Raw genomic sequence first — 281 nt, 5'->3', positions numbered from 1 at the left:
ATGCTCCTGCTGGTTATGCCCGGCAAGCCAGGCGCTGGAGGCGGCTGAGAGGTTGCTGTTGCTTGAGTTCTGCGAGTGGCTCTACGAACTGCGGGTGAGTCAAACGGTGCGCGAGTCGACCTGGGTGTTTCCCACTCTCGACGCGATACATATCTATTCCATGGCCATTTTCGTCATGGTGATGGCGGCAGTGGATCTGCGACTGCTGGGTTTTAGGATTGAGCAACAGCCGCGCCAGCCTCTTTCCCACTTTACGAGGCGGGTTCTGCGCTGGGGATGGG

Annotated in this window: 1 protein-coding gene; it reads left to right on the top strand. The window is 58.7% G+C overall.

Features of this window, described 5'->3' with window-relative positions; genetic code table 11:
* Nucleotides 1-52: 52 nt before the first annotated feature.
* The coding region (locus SAY88_RS24945) for a hypothetical protein (protein WP_332635110.1) at nt 53-281 on the top strand (229 nt) is incomplete at its 3' end.

The organism is Halalkalibacter flavus, assembly GCF_036663575.1.
GTDB classification, from domain to species: Bacteria; Bacillota; Bacilli; order Bacillales; family Bacillaceae_D; genus Halalkalibacter; species Halalkalibacter flavus.
The sequence above is the reverse complement of the archived record's forward strand: the minus strand, read 5'-3'. Positions and strand labels throughout refer to the sequence as shown.